23 protein-coding genes are annotated in these 21,521 nt (G+C 38.6%); all 23 read right to left on the bottom strand.

Going from position 1 to position 21,521, the window contains the following annotated elements:
• Window positions 1–59: 59 nt before the first annotated feature.
• The 23 genes from MKY80_RS06990 to sleB all read right to left on the bottom strand — a co-directional run bounded on the left by MKY80_RS06990 (window position 60) and on the right by sleB (window position 21,457).
• On the bottom strand, window positions 60–290 hold the full coding sequence (locus tag MKY80_RS06990) for a hypothetical protein (RefSeq protein WP_008180398.1): 231 nt from the start codon (window positions 288–290) through the stop codon (window positions 60–62).
• Window positions 291–415: 125 nt separating this feature from the next.
• The gene (locus MKY80_RS06985) at window positions 416–2,041 is read right to left on the bottom strand and encodes a long-chain fatty acid--CoA ligase (protein WP_008180399.1); all 1,626 of its coding nucleotides are present in this window, start codon (window positions 2,039–2,041) and stop codon (window positions 416–418) included.
• Window positions 2,042–2,110: 69 nt separating this feature from the next.
• Complete coding sequence (locus MKY80_RS06980; protein WP_089986592.1) at window positions 2,111–2,878, bottom strand: 3-hydroxyacyl-CoA dehydrogenase; 768 nt, start codon at window positions 2,876–2,878, stop codon at window positions 2,111–2,113.
• A gap of 15 nt (window positions 2,879–2,893) precedes the next feature.
• The gene (locus MKY80_RS06975) at window positions 2,894–4,042 is read right to left on the bottom strand and encodes a thiolase family protein (protein ID WP_089986593.1); all 1,149 of its coding nucleotides are present in this window, start codon (window positions 4,040–4,042) and stop codon (window positions 2,894–2,896) included.
• Window positions 4,043–4,544: 502 nt separating this feature from the next.
• Window positions 4,545–5,273: a zinc ribbon domain-containing protein gene (locus MKY80_RS06970; RefSeq protein ID WP_089986594.1), complete on the bottom strand. Its 729-nt coding sequence runs from the start codon at window positions 5,271–5,273 to the stop codon at window positions 4,545–4,547.
• A 668-nt stretch (window positions 5,274–5,941) separates the two neighbouring features.
• Complete coding sequence (gene ndk / locus MKY80_RS06965) at window positions 5,942–6,358, bottom strand: nucleoside-diphosphate kinase (protein WP_089986595.1); 417 nt, start codon at window positions 6,356–6,358, stop codon at window positions 5,942–5,944.
• A gap of 86 nt (window positions 6,359–6,444) precedes the next feature.
• Window positions 6,445–7,419, bottom strand: a complete 975-nt coding sequence (gene hepT / locus MKY80_RS06960; protein ID WP_089986596.1) for a heptaprenyl diphosphate synthase component II — start codon at window positions 7,417–7,419, stop codon at window positions 6,445–6,447.
• A gap of 19 nt (window positions 7,420–7,438) precedes the next feature.
• On the bottom strand, window positions 7,439–8,143 hold the full coding sequence (locus MKY80_RS06955) for a demethylmenaquinone methyltransferase (RefSeq protein WP_008180404.1): 705 nt from the start codon (window positions 8,141–8,143) through the stop codon (window positions 7,439–7,441).
• Between the two features lie 15 nt (window positions 8,144–8,158).
• The gene (locus MKY80_RS06950) at window positions 8,159–8,926 is read right to left on the bottom strand and encodes a heptaprenyl diphosphate synthase component 1 (protein WP_008180406.1); all 768 of its coding nucleotides are present in this window, start codon (window positions 8,924–8,926) and stop codon (window positions 8,159–8,161) included.
• Window positions 8,927–9,179: 253 nt separating this feature from the next.
• On the bottom strand, window positions 9,180–9,398 hold the full coding sequence (mtrB, locus tag MKY80_RS06945) for a trp RNA-binding attenuation protein MtrB (RefSeq protein ID WP_008180408.1): 219 nt from the start codon (window positions 9,396–9,398) through the stop codon (window positions 9,180–9,182).
• Window positions 9,399–9,460: 62 nt separating this feature from the next.
• Window positions 9,461–10,030 carry a GTP cyclohydrolase I FolE gene (gene folE, locus MKY80_RS06940; protein WP_008180410.1) on the bottom strand — a complete coding sequence of 190 codons (570 nt, stop codon included), beginning with the start codon at window positions 10,028–10,030 and terminating at the stop codon, window positions 9,461–9,463.
• Window positions 10,031–10,250: 220 nt separating this feature from the next.
• A complete protein-coding gene (locus tag MKY80_RS06935) occupies window positions 10,251–10,523 on the bottom strand; it encodes an HU family DNA-binding protein (protein WP_004232618.1) in 273 nt (90 codons plus the stop codon).
• Window positions 10,524–10,721: 198 nt separating this feature from the next.
• Window positions 10,722–12,200 (bottom strand): stage IV sporulation protein A, encoded by a 1,479-nt coding sequence (gene spoIVA / locus MKY80_RS06930; protein ID WP_008180413.1) that lies wholly within the window; start codon window positions 12,198–12,200, stop codon window positions 10,722–10,724.
• Window positions 12,201–12,292: 92 nt separating this feature from the next.
• Window positions 12,293–13,075, bottom strand: coding sequence for a hypothetical protein (locus MKY80_RS06925; protein ID WP_008180415.1), 783 nt, complete (start codon window positions 13,073–13,075; stop codon window positions 12,293–12,295).
• A 22-nt stretch (window positions 13,076–13,097) separates the two neighbouring features.
• Window positions 13,098–13,310 carry a DUF2768 domain-containing protein gene (locus MKY80_RS06920; protein WP_008180416.1) on the bottom strand — a complete coding sequence of 71 codons (213 nt, stop codon included), beginning with the start codon at window positions 13,308–13,310 and terminating at the stop codon, window positions 13,098–13,100.
• A 223-nt stretch (window positions 13,311–13,533) separates the two neighbouring features.
• Window positions 13,534–14,550 carry an NAD(P)H-dependent glycerol-3-phosphate dehydrogenase gene (locus tag MKY80_RS06915; protein WP_089986599.1) on the bottom strand — a complete coding sequence of 339 codons (1,017 nt, stop codon included), beginning with the start codon at window positions 14,548–14,550 and terminating at the stop codon, window positions 13,534–13,536.
• Window positions 14,551–14,661: 111 nt separating this feature from the next.
• Window positions 14,662–15,972, bottom strand: a complete 1,311-nt coding sequence (gene der / locus MKY80_RS06910; protein WP_008180419.1) for a ribosome biogenesis GTPase Der — start codon at window positions 15,970–15,972, stop codon at window positions 14,662–14,664.
• A 202-nt stretch (window positions 15,973–16,174) separates the two neighbouring features.
• On the bottom strand, window positions 16,175–16,303 hold the full coding sequence (locus tag MKY80_RS06905) for a hypothetical protein (protein ID WP_255319012.1): 129 nt from the start codon (window positions 16,301–16,303) through the stop codon (window positions 16,175–16,177).
• 265 nt (window positions 16,304–16,568) lie between these two features.
• On the bottom strand, window positions 16,569–17,705 hold the full coding sequence (rpsA, locus tag MKY80_RS06900; RefSeq protein WP_008180421.1) for a 30S ribosomal protein S1: 1,137 nt from the start codon (window positions 17,703–17,705) through the stop codon (window positions 16,569–16,571).
• A 102-nt stretch (window positions 17,706–17,807) separates the two neighbouring features.
• A complete protein-coding gene (gene cmk, locus MKY80_RS06895; RefSeq protein WP_008180423.1) occupies window positions 17,808–18,482 on the bottom strand; it encodes a (d)CMP kinase in 675 nt (224 codons plus the stop codon).
• A gap of 96 nt (window positions 18,483–18,578) precedes the next feature.
• Window positions 18,579–19,238, bottom strand: a complete 660-nt coding sequence (locus MKY80_RS06890) for a flagellar brake domain-containing protein (RefSeq protein ID WP_342532390.1) — start codon at window positions 19,236–19,238, stop codon at window positions 18,579–18,581.
• 86 nt (window positions 19,239–19,324) lie between these two features.
• Window positions 19,325–20,608: a PepSY1/2 domain-containing protein gene (locus MKY80_RS06885; RefSeq protein WP_008180427.1), complete on the bottom strand. Its 1,284-nt coding sequence runs from the start codon at window positions 20,606–20,608 to the stop codon at window positions 19,325–19,327.
• A 15-nt stretch (window positions 20,609–20,623) separates the two neighbouring features.
• A complete protein-coding gene (gene sleB, locus MKY80_RS06880; protein WP_008180429.1) occupies window positions 20,624–21,457 on the bottom strand; it encodes a spore cortex-lytic enzyme in 834 nt (277 codons plus the stop codon).
• Between the last annotated feature and the right edge of the window lie 64 nt (window positions 21,458–21,521).

Here is a 21,521-nt window from a genome sequence, read left to right as displayed (position 1 = left end):
TAGTTCCATTATAGCGGAAAAGAGACAATCCTGAAATAGTCTTTCTCATGTATACCCATCTACTTGCTTGAGTTTTGTTTTTCCTCTAATAGTAGCACCTTCGACTGTTCTAATTCAAGGCGCATTTTTTCCGTTTCAATCGTATAGGTTTCTAATCGAAGTTTTTCTAATTCCACTTCTTTTTCGATAGCCTTTAATTTAATTTTTTGCTGTCTCGTACGGGAATCTGTAAAAATCCCAGCTAAAGAAATAATAACCCCACCAATAATCGCTACAATGGCAATTGACAATACGACCACTTCCTTTCGTTATTCAAATTATACGGCAAAATGAAAAAAATAGTTTCACTTTTCAGGAATTTATTTCAATTAAAAAAAGAAGGTAGCTTTTCACTACCTTCATTCTAGCTAATTGACTAAACTTGTACACGGTAATCTTTTAAATCTTCTCGTAATTTCGCCTTCAAAAATTTACCTACAGATGTTTTTGGTACTTCCTGAATGAAAACAATATCATCTGGAATCCATGTTTTATGGAATTGCGCTTGTAAATTTTCGATGAGCTCCTCTTTAGAAATGGAATCCTTATATTCTGGCTTTGGCACTACACATGCCAAAGGACGTTCCAGCCATTTTTCATGTGGGATAGCAATCACAGCAGCTTCAAAGACTTTTGGATGAGACATTAAGGCATTTTCTAACTCAACTGACGAAATCCATTCACCACCGCTCTTAATTAAATCTTTTGTACGATCGGTAATTTTTATATAGCCATCCGGCGTCATTACTGCAATATCCCCTGTATAAAGCCAACCATCCTTAAAGGCTTCATCTGTACGCTCATCTTGATAGTACTCATTTGCGATCCATGGACCTCGTATCGTTAGCTCTCCCATTGTTTCGCCATCCCATGGGACCTCGCCATTTTCATTCACAACACGAGTTTCAAGAAGGGGCATGGTCATCCCTTGGGTAATGCGAACATGCATTTTTTCATCAGCCGTGTAGTCCTGCATATGGGTTAAATACGTTGATAAGCTTACAAGTGGAGAGGTCTCCGTCATCCCATACCCAGTCATATAAGGAATCTTCAGCTCCTCCTCGAAGCCCCTTACAAGACCAATAGGTGAGGCAGATCCGCCACAAACAATTAATCGCATTGACGATAGGTCACGAGGGTGTAGACGTTGCTCCTGTAAAACACCGAGCCAAATAGTAGGTACACCTGCCGTCAAGGTTACTTTGTACACGTCAAAAAGCTCAAGTAAAAGCTGAGGCGTAAACATAGGCCCTGGTAATACCTGAGTGGCACCAAAGGCTACACTAGCAAAGGGGAAGCCCCACGCATTGGCATGAAACATGGGTACAACAGGTAGCACAACATCCGACTCACAAATGGCAATACTATCTGCAAGCCCAGCAGTTAAACTGTGAAGGACGATACTGCGATGTGTATAAACTACTCCCTTCGGCATACCAGTCGTTGCACTCGTATAACACATGCCAGCAGGTGTATTTTCATCTAAATCATCTGGAAATGTGAAATGCTCATTGGCATCTGCAATTAGTGCTTCATAGGACAAAGCATTTGGAATGGGTATAGATTCTAGTGCCACAGCATCTCCCATAATAATAATGTGTTTAACCGTTTTTAACTGTGAAACAAATGGTGCGATAAGGGGCACTAAATTGTCGTCAATTAATAATATTTCATCCTCCGCATGATTAATAACATAGACAATATGCTCTGGTGCAAGTCGAATATTAATCATATGCAGGACTGCTCCTGCACATGGTACAGCAAAATAGGCCTCCAAATGACGATGATGATTCCAAGCAAATGTCCCAACCTTCGTGCCCTGCTGCATACCTAATTTTGTAAGAGCATCCGCTAATTGACGAGTTCGTTTGACATACTCTTTATACGTAAATTCATGAATAGTTGTAGCGCTTGTTCGCGAATATATTTTCTTTGACTGAAAAAATCGTTCTGCCCGATTCAAAAAACTTGTTAATATTAAAGGCGTATCCATCATATGCATGTTACCGCTCCCCTTTGCTGACAAATTTTCGAAACAACCAAGGCTGACTGCTGCTACAATTAAAAAGATTTACTTCGGCTGCATCCGAATGGCTCCATCCAAACGAATGACCTCACCATTTAACAAACCATTTTGGATAATGCTTTCTACCAGAAGTGCATATTCGGATGGCTTGCCAAGTCGTTTAGGGAATGGCGTCATTTGTGCAAGAGCCGTCTTTGCAGGCTCTGGTAAAGATGCAAACATAGGTGTTTCAACTAAACCGGGTGCAATAGTCATCACACGCACACCAAACTCCGCAAGCTCACGTGCAATTGGTAATGTCATGGCTGCTACGCCACCCTTTGACGCACTATAGGCAGCCTGTCCAATTTGTCCGTCAAATGCTGCTACGGACGCCGTATTAATAATAACGCCGCGCTGTCCATCCTCGTTTGGCTCATTACGCTGCATTTTCTCAGCTACTAGACGGATGACATTGAATGTACCGATTAAATTAACCGTTATTATTTTTTCAAATAAACTAAGTGCATGAATTCCCCGCTTGGAAATTACTTTGCTCGCATCTGCAATTCCTGCACAGTTCACCGCTACATTTATATGGCCAAATGCATCTATGGCTTGCTCAAGACCTGTTGCTACATCTTCCTCCTTCGTAACATCTACTCGTACATAGATTACATTTTCCCCTAATTCCTCTACTAGAGCTTGTCCACGTTCATCATTCACATCAAAGATGATGGATTTACCACCTTGTTCGACGATGTGACGAACAGTCGCCTCTCCTAAACCGGATGCCCCACCTGTTACAACTGCAACTACTTCATGCTTCCTCATTGCCCATACCCCCCTTTACATTTTTTCAATAATCGTAGCATTAGCCATCCCCATACCTTCACAAATAGCTAGTAAGCCGTACCGGTAATTTTCTCGTTCCATGCGATAGAGCAAAGTCGTTAACAATTTTGTTCCGGTAGCACCTAATGGATGTCCTAGTGCAATTGCTCCGCCATCTGGATTGAGCTTCTTTGGGTCCCCACCAATTTCCTGCAACCACACAAGTGGCACAGGTGCAAAGGCTTCATTAACCTCATACGTATCGATATCCTCTATGTTCAAGCCAGATCGTTCTAACGCCTTTCGAGTTGCTTCGATTGGTCCCGTTAACATCAATGTCGGGTCAGAACCTACAACAACTCTTGTGATAATTTTAGCGAGTGGCTGAATACCAAGTTCCTGTGCCTTATCCAATGCCATCACCACTACTGCTGATGCCCCATCACTCATCTGACTAGCATTACCAGCCGTAATGACGCCATCCTCTTGAAAAACAGTTTTTAAACCATTTAAAATGTCAACCGTAGTTTCAGCACGAGGTCCCTCATCCTTAGCAACCGTTGCGACAGTGCCATCTTCTTGAATGACTTCAATAGGTAGAATTTCATCTTTGAAAGACCCTGCTTCAATGGCTGCTAGTGCTCGTTGATGACTCTCGTAGGCATAACTATTAAGCTGCTCTTTTGATAAGGACCATTTTTCGGCTATTTTCTCTGCTGATAGTCCTTGATGTATAATATTATAATTTTCCTGTAAGCGATTACCTAAATGAGCATTTTTCATGTTAGTTCCCATAGGCACCCTAGACATACTTTCCACACCGCCAGCAATTACTATATCCATATCCCCCGCTAATATAGCTTGTGCAGCGAAATGCACAGCTTGCTGACTTGAACCACATTGACGATCAATGGTCACACCCGGCACACTATCAGGAAATCCAGCCATTAACAGGGCTGTCCGCGCAATATTTCCTCCCTGCTCTGCAGTCTGCGTCACACAGCCTAAAATGACATCATCCACTTGTTCCTTATTTATGCCTGCCCGTTGTACAGCCTCCTGCAACACATCGGCTGCCATATCATCCGCTCGAACATGACTTAATACTCCCTTACTTCGCCCAACAGCCGTTCGCACAGCCGCAACAATCACCACTTCTCTCATCTCCATTGCCCCTTTTCCTCGTCATCCTTCACAGTTTATTGACAAGACTATTAATATATTCCTCACTTAATTATCAGAATATTATAGCATTTATTGTACATGAACAAGAAGTTTTTAACAATTCTATATGGTTATAGAAATAGATGATTCACTAAGATGACTGGCCCATCTAAATAACCACTATCCTACTAACCATCTCCATTTTTAAGCAAAAAAAAAGCAACCTCAATTATATTGAGATTGCCTAATCTATTCGCAAATTAAACTAAATCTTCACCGAAGAATAAAGCGATTTCGCGCTCTGCAGAAGCAAGAGGTACTATTTTTTTACCTTCTTAGGTCCAAAATATATACAACTTCCGCAAATATTTAAATGATAAATCGCGTCTTATCTTCAATTTATTTAATATTTTTTCTTTTTGCTTCAAAATCCCTGCCTCTTTTAATTGAGAAAGCGCTCTGCAACTCCATTAAATGGTCATCTTAAGGCAACAGGTCAGCGCTAGATTTCTGTATCTTCTGTAACTTCTGTTTCTTCTTTGTTCTTATTTTTATCAACGTATGTTTCATATTCTTCTTTTACATCTGCTGGCATAGTGATTAAATATTCTTCAAATAGACTATTAAATTTAGAATATAAATCATTTGTTTTGTTGTTAAAAGATAATAGTGAACCTGTTGGTGACTGAGCTTGGTCAGCAAATTCAACATATACTCCATACATTTCTTTCAAAACTCCGTAAACCTCTTCATAACCTTCTGGAACGTCTTGTAAATACTTCATGCTATGTTGGATTTCAGTTTGAGTATCTGTTAATTCTTGCAATATTCCTTTTTCTTTATACGCATCTTGTAAATTGGTTAATTCAACATTAAAATCTTTTCTATCATCAATCGCATCACTCCATGTTTCTGAGTACATAGAGATAACAATCGCATTCTCTAAGACTTCTAAATACATGTTAAAAGAGTTAATCGCCATTTCTTCAACATACTCTTGAACTTTTTTTTCTTCTTGCTTTTTCTGATAAACAATAAAGGCTCCTATGCCACCTATTACTAATAATAATCCTATAATAATGCTAATAATTAATTTCTTTTTTGAACCTTTTTTTTCAGAAATATTTCTTTCATCTTCCTTTGTTCCAGTATCAGTAATTAAAGAACCTCCACACCCCGAACAAAACTTACTATCCTCGGGATTATCACGTCCACATTGATTACAAAACACTTAATCACCTCATAATATAATAGTACTAATATAATACCATAGCAGACTTTCTTACAGTTCATTTTTTTACATTCTTCTACCAACATAGCCAAATACTACGTTTTTACGACCAAGTTAAAATGTCCTAGTGCTTTAGAAATTATTGCAATACTTGCTCTTCTAACAGCAAATACATTATATTCTCTGTTTCAAAACTCTTGGCATATTTGTTCAATTGTTTTCGATATTGCCCGGTTTGATGATTTACTTGTATTCATTTATCAGACATTCTGCGTGATAAAGAAATTCCGATTATCCGTGCGGTCGATTCCCTGAAATAATTTGCCCCTTTACATTTTTGTTGTGCAACCTCCATGGATTTCTCGCTCTACATCCCATAATAGTCTGTCATAGACTCTTTTCACTGTGACTGCTACTTGGGATGTGGAACACTCCATAAATGGTGGTTGCCGCAAAACAAAAACTAAACTATTATGTGTCTTAAGACTTGACTTATATCCATCGATAAGCTTAAATCAATGGTTGTGTTAACTTTATTAAATGATTTTGACAAATAAAAAACCCCCTAACATTTTTTGTTAGAAGGTAAAAGTTACATCGGAAAAATAGATGATTTTTTTATTAAGTTCTATTCGTAGTTATTTTCGCTACGCTTCTTCTATTCGAAATTAAACTAAATCTTCACCGAAGAATAAGCTGATTTCGCGCTCTGCAGAAGCAAGAGAGTCAGAACCGTGGATGATGTTGTGAGAAACAGTTGTTGCATAGTCACCACGGATTGTACCTGGGTTAGATTCCTCAGGTTTTGTTGCACCCATCATTGTACGTGCAAGTTTAATTACGTTTTCGCCTTCCCATACCATAGCGAATACAGGACCAGAAGTGATGAAATCAACTAGTTCACCAAAGAATGGACGCTCAGCATGTTCAGCATAGTGTTTTTCTGCTAAATCTTTTGAAATTACCATTAATTTAGCACCTTTCATTACAAAACCGCGACGCTCGAAACGATCAACGATGTCTCCAACTACTTGACGCTCAACGCCATCTGGCTTAACCATTAAAAAAGTTTGTTCAATTGCCATGTTTAAAACACTCCTTAAATTCTTCTAACAGGTTTTACACCTACCGATAAATATTAACAAAAAATGAGGCTTTGTACAACAAAAAGCTAGAATTTGCGCTTACCCATAAACAATGCGACATCACGTAGCTTTTTCTTTACGGGATGTTTTGGCAAAGCATCTATTTCTTGTAAAGCCTTTTTCAAATATTTATCACTCATACGATTAGCTTGCTCAATTGCATGAGATTTACGCACATACTGCAACATATTTTGACGTTCGGCTTCTGTTAATGTACCCGCAAATACTTTTACCAAGAATGGTTGCATCTCCGGATCATCCTTTAACAAGAGAATCGGTAAGGTAATATTGCCTTGTAATAAATCACTACCTGCTGGCTTTCCTAGCTCCTTATCTGTTGCCATAATATCTAACACATCGTCGATAATTTGGAAGCTCATGCCCACAAAGTAGCCGAAGCGTTTTAAATGACCTACAGTTTTAGCATCGACGCCTGCCGCAACAGCCCCTAGCTCACAACTAGAGGAAATAAGTAGAGCTGTTTTGCGTTTGATTCTTCTAAAATAATCCTTTAAACCTTGATCGAGTCTAAATTTATCTTCAATTTGAATAACTTCACCGTTACAAATCTCAACCATGGTACGTGCTAAAATCTGATGAACTAGTGGGTCTTCTATTTTTGTAATATATTCGAGAGCACGTGCAAAAATAAAATCGCCCGTGTACATTGCTACTCGGTTATTCCATTGCGCTTTGACAGTTGGGCGTCCTCTTCGCATATTGGAATCATCAATAACATCATCATGGACAAGTGATGCCATATGAATGAGCTCTAAAGGGACTGCAACATCCTTCATCTTCTCAATGTCATATTCACCAAATTTTGCACCTAGTAATACAAAAATTGGTCGTATACGTTTGCCACCAGCTTGTAATAAATGGAGAGAAGCATCGTTGATCAAATATGAAGATGAGTCCACCGCATTTTCTAACTCTCGTTCAATGATATCGATATCTGATTTCAAATCGGAATAGAGTAGTTTTAACTTCATCTTTTCCACGTGTGAAAACCTTCCCCCATTAACGTATCTTTTTAAAGCCTATATGCATTGCCGCAGCCCCGCCACTGTATGCTTTGTACGATACTTTTTCTAATCCTGCCTGCTCAAACAATGCCGCTAACTTTTTCATACCTGGGAAATCATTCGCAGATTCTTGAAGCCAAGAATACTCCTTATAACTTTTCGCAAATATTTTACCAAATATCGGCATTATAAATTTAAAATAAAAACGGAATAATTGACGGTAACCAGGAATTTCAGATTGAGATGTTTCTAAACAAACAACCATACCACCTGGTTTTACGACACGGTGCATTTCCTTTAAGACTTGCAAATAATCTGGTACATTGCGTAGACCAAAGCCAATTGTCACATAATCAAACGTATCATCTGGGAAAGGTAATTCCATAGCATTTCCATGAATCAGTTCAATTTGTGGATATGATTGCACTTTTTGTTCGCCAACTTTAAGCATGTTTTGACTAAAGTCGAGTCCTTTTACTTCTCCTTTTTCTCCAACTGCCTCAGCCAATGCGATCGTCCAATCTGCCGTACCACAGCAAACATCCAATGCCTTTGATCCAGGTTTGACAGCCATGTGTTTCATCGTATCATTACGCCAACCAATATGCATTTGGAAACTAATAACACCGTTCATTTTGTCATAATTATCCGAGATACTCTCAAACACTTCATGAACGTGCTCTGCTTTCGTTTTAGCCATTTTGAAAAACCTCTCTTATCCGTTAGTAGAAGCAATAGAAGCCTCTACATGTGCATGTAAAGCTTGTTTCACATCACTTTGTAAAAATGATGCACTCTCCACCATCTTCGACAGCTCTATTTTTAAATGCACTATTTTTTCCTTGATGACGCTATTAAAAGTAGTACCATGACGTTGAACACTTTCTTCAAGTGCCTTACCTATTAAGGACGTTTGTCCACGTTGATAGGCTACCATTTCTTTTTCTAAACGTAAGATCAATAAACTTTTTTCCATCAACGGTATATATTCACTAAAGGAATAAAGCTCGAAAAACTGAGCAATTAATCCTGATTCAATATTGCACATCGAAGCATACCATTGCTCGATTGTTCTTTGTTCGGTCTCATACACCTTTATCTGGTTTTCACATCGTGTCACAATTCCTTGTGACAAATTTCGTATCAATGCGACATTTCCAGACATCGCTAATATTTCATAATAACGACCACTATAAAAATCCCCAGCTAATACTGTAAGCTGCTGTTCTTTAGAAGTAGCATCTAATTCTTTTATGTGATCGTGTGCCGCTAATGCCGCATACACAATGCCAACAGTAATGGCAGCCTCTTGTTGCTCTTGTTGCCACTCTTCACCATTCAAAAACGGGACTAACAAATAAAACAATTGATTTTCATCTACCACAGGCATTCCTGTGTATTTTTGCAAAGTTCTATGACGAACATCCATGAAAATCTCTGTTTTTAACTGGGCAATTGAATTTTGAATGTATGTTGCATTCATAGACCTTACTCCATTTCACTTTCAAATACGTTAATCCTATTGAAGGCTTAACGTTTGCTTACTGAGTCATTATAGCATACGCAACGATGCGGAATAAAAAAATTTTGCTTTCTTCAAGAGGATAGGCAGTAGAGCTATCCCATAAAAAGGGACTGCTACTGCCCATATAATTAGTTTTTCACATCTCACTCTTTTATATGTGCCTAAATGGCACGGGCTAAAAACTATTATGAAACCATATCTTGTCTATTTATTATTTTTTTGCTTCGCTATGAATCACACCATGTGCTGTATGAATCTGTGCTTTCCCTCGAATCTTCATCGCAGAAGTGTGTTCTGTAAATTGAGCAATCATAACTTCGCCGGCATCTAATTTTTCAGAATGATGGAACTTTGTATCTGTTCCACGCGTTAAACCAATGACATGTACACCATCTTCTTCAGCTTGAATAACAATATAATCTTGTGACATTCTTGTACACTCCTTAAATCCGACAAATTCTTAGTTCATCATAACATAATTAGACAAGCAATTTAAGACATTTGAATAAATGATAGAACTTCTCTACGCTTCACTTCATCTTGCTCATAAACACCACGTGCTACAGATGTTACTGTCTTAGAGCCTGGTTTTTTCAGCCCTCGCATAGTCATACACATATGCTCAGCCTCAATCACCACATAAACTCCTTTTGGTGCGAGCATTTCCATAATGGTATCAGCGACTGAAGATGTAATACGTTCTTGCAACTGTGGTCGACGAGCAATGGTTTCTACTGCACGCCCTAATTTGCTTAGTCCTGCAACAATGCCGTCATTTGGTATGTAGGCGACATGTGCTTTTCCATAGAACGGAACTAGATGATGCTCACACATCGAATAAAAAGGAATATCTTTAACAAGAACCAATTCTTCATGATCCTCGTGGAACACTGTTCTAAAATAGTCTTTGGCATCTTCATGTAAGCCACTAAACATCTCAGCATACATTTTTGCGACACGTTTTGGTGTATCTAATAAACCTTCTCGATTTACGTCTTCACCTACCGCCTCTAAAATCATTTTTACTGCTTCTTCTATTTTCAATAAATCTATATTCGACATTCGAAAAAACCTCCTGCGTATCAAAACATTACACATTTCCCTATGCATCGTAGCACATCCAAAAGGTAAGCGCAAAATGACTTACTTGTTTCACAAAAAAATTGCTGCAAGTTAGCAAATCTAGCTTTTATTATCATTATGTATAGTCAACTTGAAGTTAAAAAGAGCAGTCTTCATGTTGTTCACATGAAGACTGCTCTATGTAACTACTAGACGAGTATTATTTTACTGCGTCTTTAAGCGCTTTACCTGGTTTGAAAGCAGGTACCTTGCTAGCAGCGATTTCGATTTCTTTACCAGTTTGTGGGTTACGACCTTTACGAGCCGCACGTTCACGTACTTCGAAGTTACCAAAACCAATTAATTGTACTTTGTCACCCTTTGCAAGAGCATCTTGAATTGTATCAAATACAGCTTCAACTGCTTTAGAAGCGTCTTTTTTAGAAAGACCTGCAGCTTCAGCAACAGAGTTTACTAATTCTGTTTTATTCACACCATTCACCTCCTCTCAAAGGGTCATGAACCAATTCTGTAAAAAGAGTAACACATAGAAAACCGCTACGCAACTGTATTCATTCATGATTATAACCAAAAAATCAGTTTTTCACCCAAAAAATCAAAAAAAAGGACTTTTCGCATAAAAACGAAAAGCCCTTTTCCTATTTTTTACACTTCTTATTATTTTTTATCACTATAAAATAAATGTGACTAACCCACGATCACCTTCGTTTACCATACGTTCGATCGTTTGACGCATACGTTTTTTGGCTGTATTTGGAACTGCATCCATTTTATATCGAATACCTTCTTTTAATACTTCATGTAATGGTGTTCCAAAAAGTTGTGTATTCCATAGAGCATCACGATCATGTAAATAAGCATGGTTCAAATCTTTTAAAAGTTGCTGACTATGGAACTCAGAGCCGATTAGCGGGGCAAATTCTGAATCCATATCGACACGAATAATGTGATAAGATGGCGCCTTCGCTTTCATTCGTACACCAAAGAAATTATTTTGCTTAATTAATTCTGGCGCTGTTGGCTCAAATTCCTGCATCATTGGTAATGTAACACCATAGCCTGTTGTATCCGCATCATGAATGGCACTTTTAAAGCGCTTTTGAGCTTCTTTTGCCTCTGCTGCTTCTTTAATAAACAGTAGCCAATCTTTTTTCGTTTCAATTGGTTCTTCTAACCACTCATTACAAACCGATTTATATAGTTCACCCTGTAAGGACACACGAATTACAGCTGTGCCAATACCAGCATCTACATGGACTACTTCACTTTGATCAATAAAATCAATAGCTTTAAAAGCATCGGATGCTTGTTGCACATCTCTAATTTTCATAACAGAAGAAAGTACTTCTTCCATCGAATCAATCAATGCAACATTTAATGGATGTGAGGCATCTAACACATCTAACCAATCTGGCTTCTCCACCTCTATCGTACGGATTGGGAATTCAAATAATGCCTCTTGTAAAATATACTGAATATCAGTTTCTCTCATTTGATCAATTGCAATGGCGATAACGGGAACATTATAACGTTCAAACAACTCATTGCGCAGTTGAACAGTTTCTTCTCTAGCTGGCATTTGGCAATTAAGTAGAATGACAAAAGGCTTGCCAATTTCCTTTAGTTGCTCAACAATCTCTTCTTCTGCCCTCTCAGCAGCTCGACGACTAATACCGTTAACCGTTCCATCAGTTGTCACTACAATTCCAATATTCGCATGATCGCGAATTACTTTATCCGTACCTATTTTCGCTGCTTCTTGGAACGGAATAGGCTCTGTATGCCAAGGAGTATGAACAAATTTTGGACCATTTTCATCTTCATAGCCTTTTGTTCCTTCGATAATGTAACCTACACAATCTGCTAATCGAATTTGAAATGGCATTTCATCGTCACCGACCACAATACGGGTTGCTTGGGCAGGCACAAACTTCGGCTCAGCAGTCATAATGACTGGCCCCGGAGAACTTTGTGGCAACTCATCCTGTGCTCGCATTCTTTCTGTTTCATCCACAATGTTTGGTAACACGACGGATTCCATTACCTTTTTTACAAATGTTGATTTACCTACACGTACTGGACCGACAACACCAATATAAACATCGCCATTTGTTCGCTCTGCAATTTCTCTAAATACTGCTTCACTCAAGGTTTCTGCCTCCTTTATCTACGCTTTTTCACTATATGCGAGCTTGTAGACAAATATGAAAAAGCCCCTCACAAATGTAAGGAGCTTGTTGATTATTCTTCTTTTTTCTTGGCGGCTTCTGCCTCTTGTTTTTGTCGTTCTTGAGCCTTCTTGACATCTGCCTTATAAGTGTCCATATCATAAACTGGCTCACCCTTCTCGTCCACTGTATACGGAACAGAGTAGGCAGGTACTACAGGAAATTTATCGACAAGTAATTGGCGAATATCATCGCCCGGTTTGACATCCGGCTTGTCTTCTTTTAGAAGTTGTCCTAAATCAATGGAATAATCTACATGCAATTCACCGTCACCAGTCATAAAGAGCGGTAATTCGACGCCAGAATAGGGGCTTTTCACAGTAACCTCTGTTTTATAGCCCAAATCCTTATAATTAATTTGGTACACATTATCAGATGATGAACCTGTTATTGGTAAATATTGTGTAGATAGTTTCCGAATTCCTATTTCGCGAATGCGCTCTGCAGCATTTAAATCTACTAGTTTAACGGTCGCTTCATGCTCAGGATCCCAAATAATATACTGATATATACCGCCTTTTTCATAGGCGTTTCCAGGGATCGTCGACAAATACTTCGGCATAAGCTTTTCAAAATCAATTAAATACTTGATATATAAATCTGTATCTAATTCGCTATTTTTAATGGGTACTAGCCCACCAGTTGCTTCACGGTATTCATTAACAGCACGCTGTACAGCTGCAAGTTGGTCCACATCAGGCGTTACCTTCGCCCTTTTCTCGTCTTCTGGGTACGCACACCCTACTAACAATATGGCGGTTGCAATTACCAACAGAAAAGCACTTAGTTTTTTCATGTTACTGACACCTCGTTATTTATTATGCTGGCCATGTGGCAACTATAAGTACCATTAAAAATGTGCCAAGTCCAAACAGTATGTATGCACATAAATTTACGATTGTTCGTAAAAATACATTCGAAATCTTGTTACGAGCTAAATAAATTAAGCCGACTGATATAATCATAAAGCCTATACAATAAAACGATACCCACATTACATCCAAAGCAGGCATATGAGCTAACGGGCCCATTTCAAATAACCACCTTTCTTTCTATGTCAAGACACAATCAAAGTATATTATACTATGTGCCTTTGTTAAAAAGAAATAGTTGTCCCATAACTATCAAGAAATGGACAACCTTTTAAAATGCTTTAACTATTCAATTACTAGCACATAATAAGGTGTCTCAGTAGATTCACCGAGACACCTTATTTATGTCCGTTTCATGACAAATTTAATCATAAAAATAATATTAATGCTTCATCTCGTCAATTTCACGTTTCTTCATGCGCATCATAAGTGCGTCTACTGCCACTTTCGGTGCTACTTCATTAAAGAGTACACTATAAAGCTCTGTAGAAATGGGCATTGCCACACCATACTTTTCTGCTAATTGAAAGGCAGCCTTTGTAGTACGTACACCCTCTACAACCATCCCCATTTGATCGAGAACCTCTTGTAACTTCATGCCCTGCCCTAACATATTACCTGCTCGCCAGTTTCTTGAGTGAACGCTTGTACACGTTACAATCAAATCACCCATGCCTGTAAGCCCTGAGAACGTAAATGGGTTACCACCCATTTTTACACCTAAACGAGTAATCTCCGCAAGTCCTCGCGTAATTAATGCGGCTTTCGCGTTATCCCCGTAATTCAAGCCATCGGTAATGCCTGCAGCTAAAGCGATAACATTTTTCAGTGCCCCACCAATTTCTACACCAATTACATCGTCATTTGTATAAACACGGAAAAATTGATTCATAAATAAATCCTGTACTTTTTCAGCAGCATCTATGTCCGCACATGCAGCTGTAACCGTTGTAGGATGATGAAGGACTACTTCCTCAGCATGACTTGGCCCTGAAAGCACTACAATTTCATCCACTTTTTCAGCAGGTAAGCTCTCTGCTAATATTTCAGAAATTCGCTTTAAAGAGTCAGGCTCAATTCCTTTTGAAACATGTACAAATAAAACTTTTTTAGTTAATTCAGCCGTCAATTTTTCACAAACCTCACGAATTGCTTTTGTCGGCACAGCTACAACGATTGTTTCAGCATGTGTTGCTGCCTTTGCAATATCACTCGTAGCATGTAAATTTGTTGGCAAGACCGTTTCAGGTAAATATTTTTTATTGGTATGCATACGGTTGATTTCTTCTGCCTGTTCAGCTCGATGTGTCCATACAAGCGTATCATGGCCATTTTCCGCCAGTACCATTGCCAGCGCAGACCCCCAAGAGCCTGCCCCTAACACACAAACTTTTTCCATAAAAAAAATCCTCCCTTATTGTGGGTTGTCTACACTACTTTATTTTCTTGTAAAAAGACGCCACCCAACAATTGTGTCGGGTTGGCGTATTGTATGTGTATGACGATAACTTTAAGCACGAGCACGTGTAATTAAACGAATCGGCGTTCCTTCAAAGTCGAATGTTTCACGAATACGATTTTCTAAGAAACGTTCATAAGAGAAGTGCATAAGCTCAGGTTCATTCACAAATACCACAAACGTTGGTGGCTTAATTGCAACCTGTGTAGCGTAGTAAATACGTAAACGGCGACCTTTATCGGTTGGCGCAGGATTACGTGCTACAGAATCTTCTATGACTTCATTTAAAATAGAAGATTGAATACGCATCGCATGATTCTCACTAACACGTTGGATAATCGGTAAAATTTGATGAACACGCTGTTTCGTATTAGCCGAAACGAAAATTATCGGTGCATAGTCTAAAAATAGGAAATGCTCACGAATTTGCTGCGTAAAAACATTCATCGTTTTTTCGTCTTTCTCGATAGCATCCCATTTATTTACAACAATCACAACTGCTTTTCCGGCCTCATGTGCATACCCAGCAATTTTCTTATCTTGCTCCTGAATACCTTCTTCCGCATTCATAACCACTAACACAACGTCTGAACGTTCAATCGCACGTAACGCACGCAAAACAGAATATTTCTCGGTCGTCTCATAAATTTTCCCTTTTTTACGCATACCGGCAGTATCAATAATGACATATTCCTGATCATCATACGCATAAGGTGTGTCAATTGCATCGCGTGTCGTACCCGCAATATCACTAACAATTACTCGATCTTGACCTAAGAAAGCATTCACTAAAGATGATTTCCCCACATTCGGACGACCGATTAATGAGAATTTAATTACATCATCTCCGTACTGCTCTTCATCTTCTTTCGGGAAATGTTTCGCACATTCGTCTAATAAATCCCCTAAACCTAAGCCGTGAGAGCCAGAAATTGGCCAAGGCTCACCGAAGCCCAATGCATAAAAATCATAAATCATTTCACGCATATCAGGATTATCGATTTTATTGACTGCTAGTACAACGGGTTTCTTAGTTTTGTATAAAATTTTAGCTACTTGCTCATCGGCTGCCGTTACTCCTTCACGACCATTTGTCATAAAAATAATAACGTCCGCTTCTTCAATGGCGATTTCAGCTTGTTGACGAATTTGCTCTAAAAACGGCTCGTCCCCAATTTCAATCCCACCTGTATCAATAATATTAAAATCGTGTGTTAACCACTCTGCCGAACTATAAATACGATCACGTGTTACGCCTGGGATATCTTCCACAATAGACACACGCTCTCCAACGATACGGTTAAAAATCGTCGACTTACCTACGTTCGGACGACCTACGATGGCTACTACTGGTTTCGTCATCTGTACTTCATCCTTCCAACTTCTTGTCTTTCGCTATTATACACGAAAAATGCCATTATATCATATCATATCATATCCATAAAGTAGAACGCTATGTATGGCTTTACCAATCCAAACGATTTATTTTCGCGGTTTTATGATGTATTTTGAGTACGTAGGTGGAGGATTTTTTGAGGGTAAATCCGTCGCTTTTTGGTTTCTATTAATTGGAAGGCTTTTTCGTTATATTGCGGGCTGTATCCGTCACTTCGAGAGTTGTATCCGTCATTTCGAACTTCCTATCCATCACTTTGTGAGGTCTATCCGTCACTTTTGGGATTCTATCCGTCATTTTGCAAGGTTTATCCGTCACTTTATGGATTTCCGTCTTCGATGCTTTTAACTATCACTTTTAGAGGTTTATCCCACTTCGCTGCCTCACCGTCATCTTGTAAGATGTATCCGCCATTTTGCCAGTTCTATCCGCCACTTTTTGACTCCTATCCGTCACTTTATAGGTTTTCTCCCATTTCATTGATTCTATCTATCACTTTGCAAATCCTATCTCATCACTCCAACAAAAAGCGAGGATACAATCTTGTATCCTCGCGTTCTTCTTATTTAAAGTTTTTTAATTGATCGCCAATAACGTCTCCGAATGAGAAGCCTGTGTTTTCTTCTGGTAATTCGTAGTCAATCACTTCTTCTGCTTCTGGATTTTCGAGTAATTCTTTAATGCTTAGCGCTAATCGGCCGTCTTCAGCATTGACATCAAGGACTTTTACTTGTACTTCTTGTCCTTCTTTTAATGCTTCATGTGGTGTATTGATATGTTTGTGAGCGATTTGCGAAATGTGCACTAATCCTTCAACACCTGGGAAAACTTCCACAAATGCGCCGAAAGATGTAAGACGTTTCACTTTCCCGTCTAAAATAGCACCTTTTGCTGCACGTTCTTCGATATTAGACCAAGGTCCAGGGATCGTTTCTTTGATTGATAATGAAATGCGTTCATTTGCTGGATCAACAGATAGAACTTTTACAGTTACACCTTGTCCTTCTGATAAAACCTCACTCACATCGCTTACATGCTCATGAGACACTTGTGAAATGTGGACAAGCCCATCGATACCACCAAGGTCAATAAATGCTCCAAACGATGCTAAACGCTGTACTTTACCATCTAAAACATCGCCAGCCTTAATTTGATTAATAACATTTTGCTTTTGTGAAGCTTTTTCTGATTCCACTACTGCGCGATGAGATAAAATTAAGCGATTCTTTTCTTTATCAAGTTCAACAATTTTAAAGCTTAATGTTTTGCCTTTATAGCCCTCAAAATCATCGACAAAGTAGTCTTCTACAAGCGATGCTGGTACAAAGCCACGTACACCTAAATCTACGACAAGACCACCTTTAACAATATCCTTCACTTCCGCTTCGAAAATTTCTCCTGCGGTAAATTGTTGCTCAAGTGTATCCCATGCTTTTAAAGCATCCACTTTACGTTTTGATAGGACAAAATTTTCTTCCTCAACCTTTGTAATCATCAAATCTAACTCATCCCCAACAGAGATGACATCAGAAGCTTTCTCAATGTGCAAGCTTGATAATTCACTGATTGGGACAATACCATCAAATGGTGCACCTGGAATTGATACAGATACTGCTTTTTCATCAACTTGCTCTGCAATACCTTTGACGATATCACCCTCGTTAAACGTTTGTTCTGCATAGTTCATTTCTTCAGACATATGTAACCCTCCTTCGCATCTTCCCTTACTATTTTATTCGATATTGAAGACAAAGACAAAAATAAATCCTTTAAATTTGAAAAATGTCTGAAATTTTAGGATTTATAGCATTTTTTCTTCTGCTAATTTTAAAATAGCTTGTGCTGCATCTTCGATAGACAACGCTGTCGTATCTAAAAATACGGCATCTTCTGCTTGGATAAGTGGTGATGCTTCACGCTCACTATCTTTTTTATCACGTAATGCAATTTCTTCCTGAAGTTTTTCAAGTGAAGAGTCGATTCCTCTTTTTTGATTATCTATAAATCGTCTTCTTGCGCGTTCCTCTACAGTTGCAGACATAAAAATCTTTAGTTCTGCATCTTTCAATACATGTGTAGCAATATCGCGGCCATCCATAACGACGCCACCGTTTGCTGCCAGCTTTTGTTGTTGAGCTACTAATAACTCACGAACCTTTGCATGGGCAGCTACTTGAGAAACTGATGAAGTGACTTCATTTGATCGAATATCAGCTGATACATTGTGACCATCTAAAAAGACAAGCTGTCCCTGTGGAGATGGCTTTAAATCAATGGTACTTGCTGCTAACATTTCAGCTAATTTTGCTTCATCATCTAAATGTATGTTTTGTTGCATCGCTTTATACGTAACTGCTCGATACATTGCACCTGTATCGATGTAAGTAAAATCAAGTGCCTCAGCAACAATTTTTGCAATAGTACTTTTACCGGCACCAGCAGGCCCGTCTATCGCAATTTGAATGTTTTTCTTCATATTCTTCCCTACTTTCTGTCACCTCATATTGTATCATATAACCTATAAAAAGCCCTCTGCTAGGAGAGGGCTTTTAAAAAATTACTATGCAAAATATTAAGCATTAAAGGGATTCAATTCTTTACGACGATTGCCTAATTGACGCTCAAAGCAAAAGCGCACGATATGTTGTTGGTCAACATCATCTGAATCCGTTAGCTGGATTGTTGCAATTCGTTTAGAATCTTTTTCAAAAATACGCACGACAATTGCCTCTGTTATCACGTATTTCACATCCCCATTGGCAAATGGTAAGGCAACCGTTAATTTCACCTCATCCCCATCATTGAAAGCCACTTCACCTTTCAAAATGAGGGCCAAGCCTCCTGCACTAATATCCGAAGCAACTAACTGATATTTGTGATCCTTGAACTGAACGGCCACATCCACGGGTGTTTCAACTCGTACATATTCTCGTCGTTGAATTTTAATAAATTCCTCTGGCTTTGGGCAATGCAACATAATCATAGGTATATGGCCCGCTTTACGGCCTATTACCTCCGTATTAAAGGCAAATGATTGTTTGTCCTCAGTGCGAAAGGTTGCTCTAAATTCTGAGCCATCTATCAAAAATGCTGTTTTCTTTGTCGCCATATTAATTGGATAATCAATATAAAGAATATTGTCTTGTTGCTCTACAACTTTACAGCGGAATTTCTCCACACGCTCTGTATAAGTCGGTTCAAGTTGTAATTGTGTGCCAATTTTAATCTCCATGAGCATCTCCCCGTACAATAAATATGGTTTAATTATCTCATGAGATATTAATTTTGGCTATAAAAATTGGTAGTATTTTCTTATTATTAAGTTAAATATTCCACTTTTAAAACATTATGATTTTCTGCATCAATGACGATTCTAAATGTTTCTTGTGTTTTACCATCACGCAAGGCAATGACCTCATAGCATAGACGTTGTTCAAATTCACCATTATCTGTATAAATATTTTTTACTTCTTGCACTTGAATATCATCCTGGAAGAATGTTTTCCAATCGATTGGTTTTGCTGTTTGCTTTTTAATATTTTCTTCTTGAATGTATTCCATCGCGTTTGCCCCTAACAACTCACCTGTATCTTTTGCTAATTTAAGTTGAACACCATCAGCATAAATTAATGCGTTATCCCCTGGATGTACACGGGCAAACGTTACATGCCATGCCTGATGGTTTTCACGCGATTCCACATAAGCTAAATCGTTCATGCCTAATTTCTTGACATAATCTTCGGCTTTTTTGAGAATTTCCTCTTGTGACTGCTTCGCTTCGTCAACAGGGCGTTCTACTAAATAGGACAGTAAATGCCCTCCTTTTACCGTTAAATCCGCATACCCTAAACGAATCCCTTGATGGAATTGTATGTGATAGAAAGGATATGGTGCGGTGTCACTACTTTTTGTGACTGTAAATGTTGCATCTTTAATAACTGGGAATAAATGCTTCACTTTTTCCAACGCTTCTTTTTCTGTAATTTCAGCATCCTGTAAAGCTTTTAATGCAATTTTTTTCTGCCAATCTGACTCAGATAATGTCAGCGGGAAATCTTTTTCTCCATAACCTTTTAACGTGTCTTTCACTTTATCAAAGTTCGTGTTTGGATTTTTATTATCGACTTGCTGCAGCCAAACATCCATTTTTCCATTATGTTTATAAAAATCAACGGTTGCAGCTGTCCAATCATCAGAAAGAGCTTGTAAATTCGTAGAGACCTGTGGCATTTTTTCACGCCAAGCTTCATAATCGCCTGTTTTTGCAGTTCTCTTCGCTTCATCGCCAAGTCGTCCTAAATAATTCATCCATTCATTGGATAGTTCTTGCCCTATCGGAATATTTGCAATGGAAGAACGAACTTCTGAGCTCAAACGCCAAACAGAATCTAATTCACTGTGAATGGCTTGCTCATCTTGAAACAGTAGGGATTGTGAGACTGATCGCTGTAGATGAGATAGTTTTTCAGATGCATCTGTTAGCTTATCCGTATACTGCGCTAGAACAGTACGTTGTAAATCTTCTTTATCACCATGTAAATCTATACTATATGCCCCTAACCCGATAACAGCTATCGTTAAGACCACGAGCCAAGTTTTCATCTATGTTCCTCCTTTCTATGAACAGAAAATATGCTCTCCAATTTGTTTAATTTGTGGACGAGACCAAATCCATTTACTTGTTGCCGTTTTCGGATTGAAGTAATACAAAGCATTTTCAGATGGATCCCAGCCATTCATTGCATCAATAACAGCTTCTTTTGCTCTATCATTAGGCTCTAACCAAATTTGTCCATCTGCTACAGCTGTAAACGCTAAAGGTTGGAATATAATACCAGAAATCGTATTCGGGAAATCGGGACTTTCTAAACGGTTTAAAATAACTGCCGCTACGGCTACTTGTCCCTCATATGGCTCTCCCCTTGCTTCTCCATACACAGCATTCGCCATTAGCTGTAAATCTCGCTCTGTATATTTAGGAGGAACTTGAGTTTGTGTTCCATTGTTATTAGTAGTGCCACTACTATTTCCTCCACCACTACCGGCACCACTACCTGTACTAGTCCCTTTATTCACTTGCTGATCAAGAGGAACACCACCATAGTAGGTAAATTGATTACCGGCATTTAATTGCGCTTTCACCCATTTTTCATCGTAATCAGAATAGCCAGCTATCGTTTTTTTGGTTTTCGCTCCAGCGATACCATCTACTGGTAAACCATATTTCTCTTGGAAATTACGTAATGCCCAGTATGTGTTATAGCCAAATTTCCCATCAATTTTACTCTTATAAAAACCTAAGTATTGTAGCCTTGCTTGCAATTCAATGACATCATCTCCATAGGCACCACGAGTAATTTGCTGGTCACTAAAGGCAATCACTTCATTTTGAGGAATCGCAATTATACTAATTCCTAATATCAAAGCAAAAAGTATGCTTACTAAACGCACTTTTATCACTCCTTTTTTTTATAGCTTGAAACAAAAGAGGCAATTTATACATGATAAAAAAGAA

The organism is Lysinibacillus sp. FSL R5-0849 (genome assembly GCF_038595075.1).
Lineage (GTDB): Bacteria > Bacillota > Bacilli > Bacillales_A > Planococcaceae > Lysinibacillus > Lysinibacillus fusiformis.
The sequence above is the reverse complement of the archived record's forward strand: the minus strand, read 5'-3'. Positions and strand labels throughout refer to the sequence as shown.